Source organism: Porcincola sp. LCP21S3_C12 (assembly GCF_052118625.1).
Taxonomy (GTDB): Bacteria; Bacillota; Clostridia; order Lachnospirales; family Lachnospiraceae; genus Porcincola.
Map to the genome: position 1 here is coordinate 1 of NZ_JBQKGW010000052.1, position 1,991 is coordinate 1,991.

The following is a 1,991-nucleotide window of genomic DNA, read 5'->3' on the forward strand; positions in this document are numbered from 1 at the left end:
TCTGAGTTTAAATTCTGTTTGTACTAAAAACTCCGCGAAGTGAGGAGTCAGTTAAGTTTCCGACTCCTCTTTGACCACTTGTTTATTTTTTCGTGGTCTTCCGCGTTTACCTTTGTTGGTCTTTCTGACAACGTATTCCGGAGCACAGCCTTCCGGGATATCAATGTCGAAAGCTTCACTGATTGCGACCTGCCTTCCAACGAAAGGAGTGATGTAAGCCACTGTATTCGGATGCTCGATATACCGGATCGGGCGCATCTCATTCAGGATGTCTGAAACGGAATGGAACTGATCTGAGAGCTTTGCCTTGCGGATATAGCTCAGATAGCTTCCGATGATCTGCGATACAAACAGAATAAACAACCGGCCGGCTTTACCGGATTCCGATGAATTCCTCTGTCTGTCGGCGCCCATGATGCCTTTCATCATTGCAAAGTACTTCTCCTGTTCGTCACGAAGCAGGTAATGATGATGCGCTTCAATCGGTGTCAGCTTCATTCCATGTGTGATGTTGGCGAAGAAACCTGCAGTCCGTCGTGCCTGATTAACCTTCTTCTGGTTCAGAGAAAAGCTTTTCAGAACCCTCGTGACCGGATCATAGTCCAGCTTGAAAAAGTTGTAAGCCCGGTGGATTGTCTGGTCATCGTCCAAAGGAGTCTGGTCTTTCTGAATCACTGTAAGGGCTGCCTGCTGATTCCGGACATTGATATCGATGTCCAGTATCTCCTGGCCTCTTCGTATCGGATCGAAGTACAGATTGATCTCCAGACGTTCGGATTTCTTTACGTTGTCACGCTTTCCTTCAATCTGGTAATCGATATCATACTGTTTATAGTAAAAACGTTCATCCGGTGCGACCTCCATCCCATCCGGATGGGCTCCGAAGTTACCGAAAGCCTGGATCTTGTCGAGGATAAGTTTCTGTCCGACCTTGGCGCCCATGATCATCCGCTGACCTTTATCGATATACATCTCAAGGTTCCGGACTGATTCGTATCCACGGTCTGTAATCAGAACGATATCTCTGAATCCAGCCTGTTCAAGGTCATTGAGGATTGTCTCAAGGCTTCTTGAATCAGGTGTATTTCCCGCAAAAGTACGATAGTACACCGGCATGTGATGATCAAGCGTATAGACCACAACTTCCAGAGTCTGCGGAAGAGGAAGATGGTCCTTGTTCTTCCCATAGTGGATGTCCGCAAGGCTGCTTCCCCATGCTGAACGACTTGTGGAATCGACTGCGCAGAGTTCCTGTTTGCTGAGCCTTTTTGCCCGAAGCCTTAGCAGAGCCATACGGTCCTGTTCTGTAATCTTCTGAGTCAGTGCAGTAATGTAGGGAGATGAAAGCTCGCCCTGGTATGGTGTTTTGGCGATTCGCTGCCATGCAGCCAGTTGATGATAGGTTCCCTTTCCTGACATAGGAAAGTAAGCCAGCGTCAGCACAGCATTGACCTTTTCAAGGTCATTGTCAAAGACGGCCATCAGGTCATCCCGAATGCCGGTCTGTTCTGCAATCTTTTCGAGCAGCCAGATATCACCGTACAGCCTGTTCTCATCCTGAGACTCTATCTCCGGCCGGCCACGCTTGCGGTTTCCGGTAAGAGAAGCAATCTCACTGAGATCCCAGTCTTCTGGGAAGATCAGTTTTGCACGTTCTTCCGGAGATGCCAGAAGGTAGTTCTTATCCGGATGGAACTTATTGTTTTCATCAACGACTCCCCAATGTAGACGGCGGTATTTCTTCCGCCCTGTTGCGGGATCGGTAAATGCTGGTTGGGTGCTCGCATAGCGATGCCCACCGTTATCATGAATCTTGACTCTGAAACCACTATCTGGATCAACTGGACGTGCCATATCGGAATCTCCTTTACTAGTACATTGTACTACTAATAACGGAGATTTGCAATGCAGTTGAGCCTCAAAAGTATTGAATTTACGCTGTTTTCAGAGCCTTGACAGTAGTTACTAGTACAAATGGCTTAAAACTCAGA

1 protein-coding gene is annotated in these 1,991 nt (G+C 47.6%); it reads right to left on the reverse strand.

What is annotated here, in order from left to right:
- Positions 1-51: 51 nt before the first annotated feature.
- Entirely contained in the window at positions 52-1,854 is a 1,803-nt protein-coding gene (locus ACTQ1N_RS12535; protein WP_441956990.1) for an IS1634 family transposase, read from the reverse strand.
- Positions 1,855-1,991: the final 137 nt, after the last annotated feature.

Excerpts from the sequence above, each read along its gene's own strand:
- ACTQ1N_RS12535 (WP_441956990.1), bottom strand. The coding sequence starts at position 1,854 with ATGGCACGTCCAGTTGATCCAGATAGTGGTTTCAGAGTCAAGATTCAT.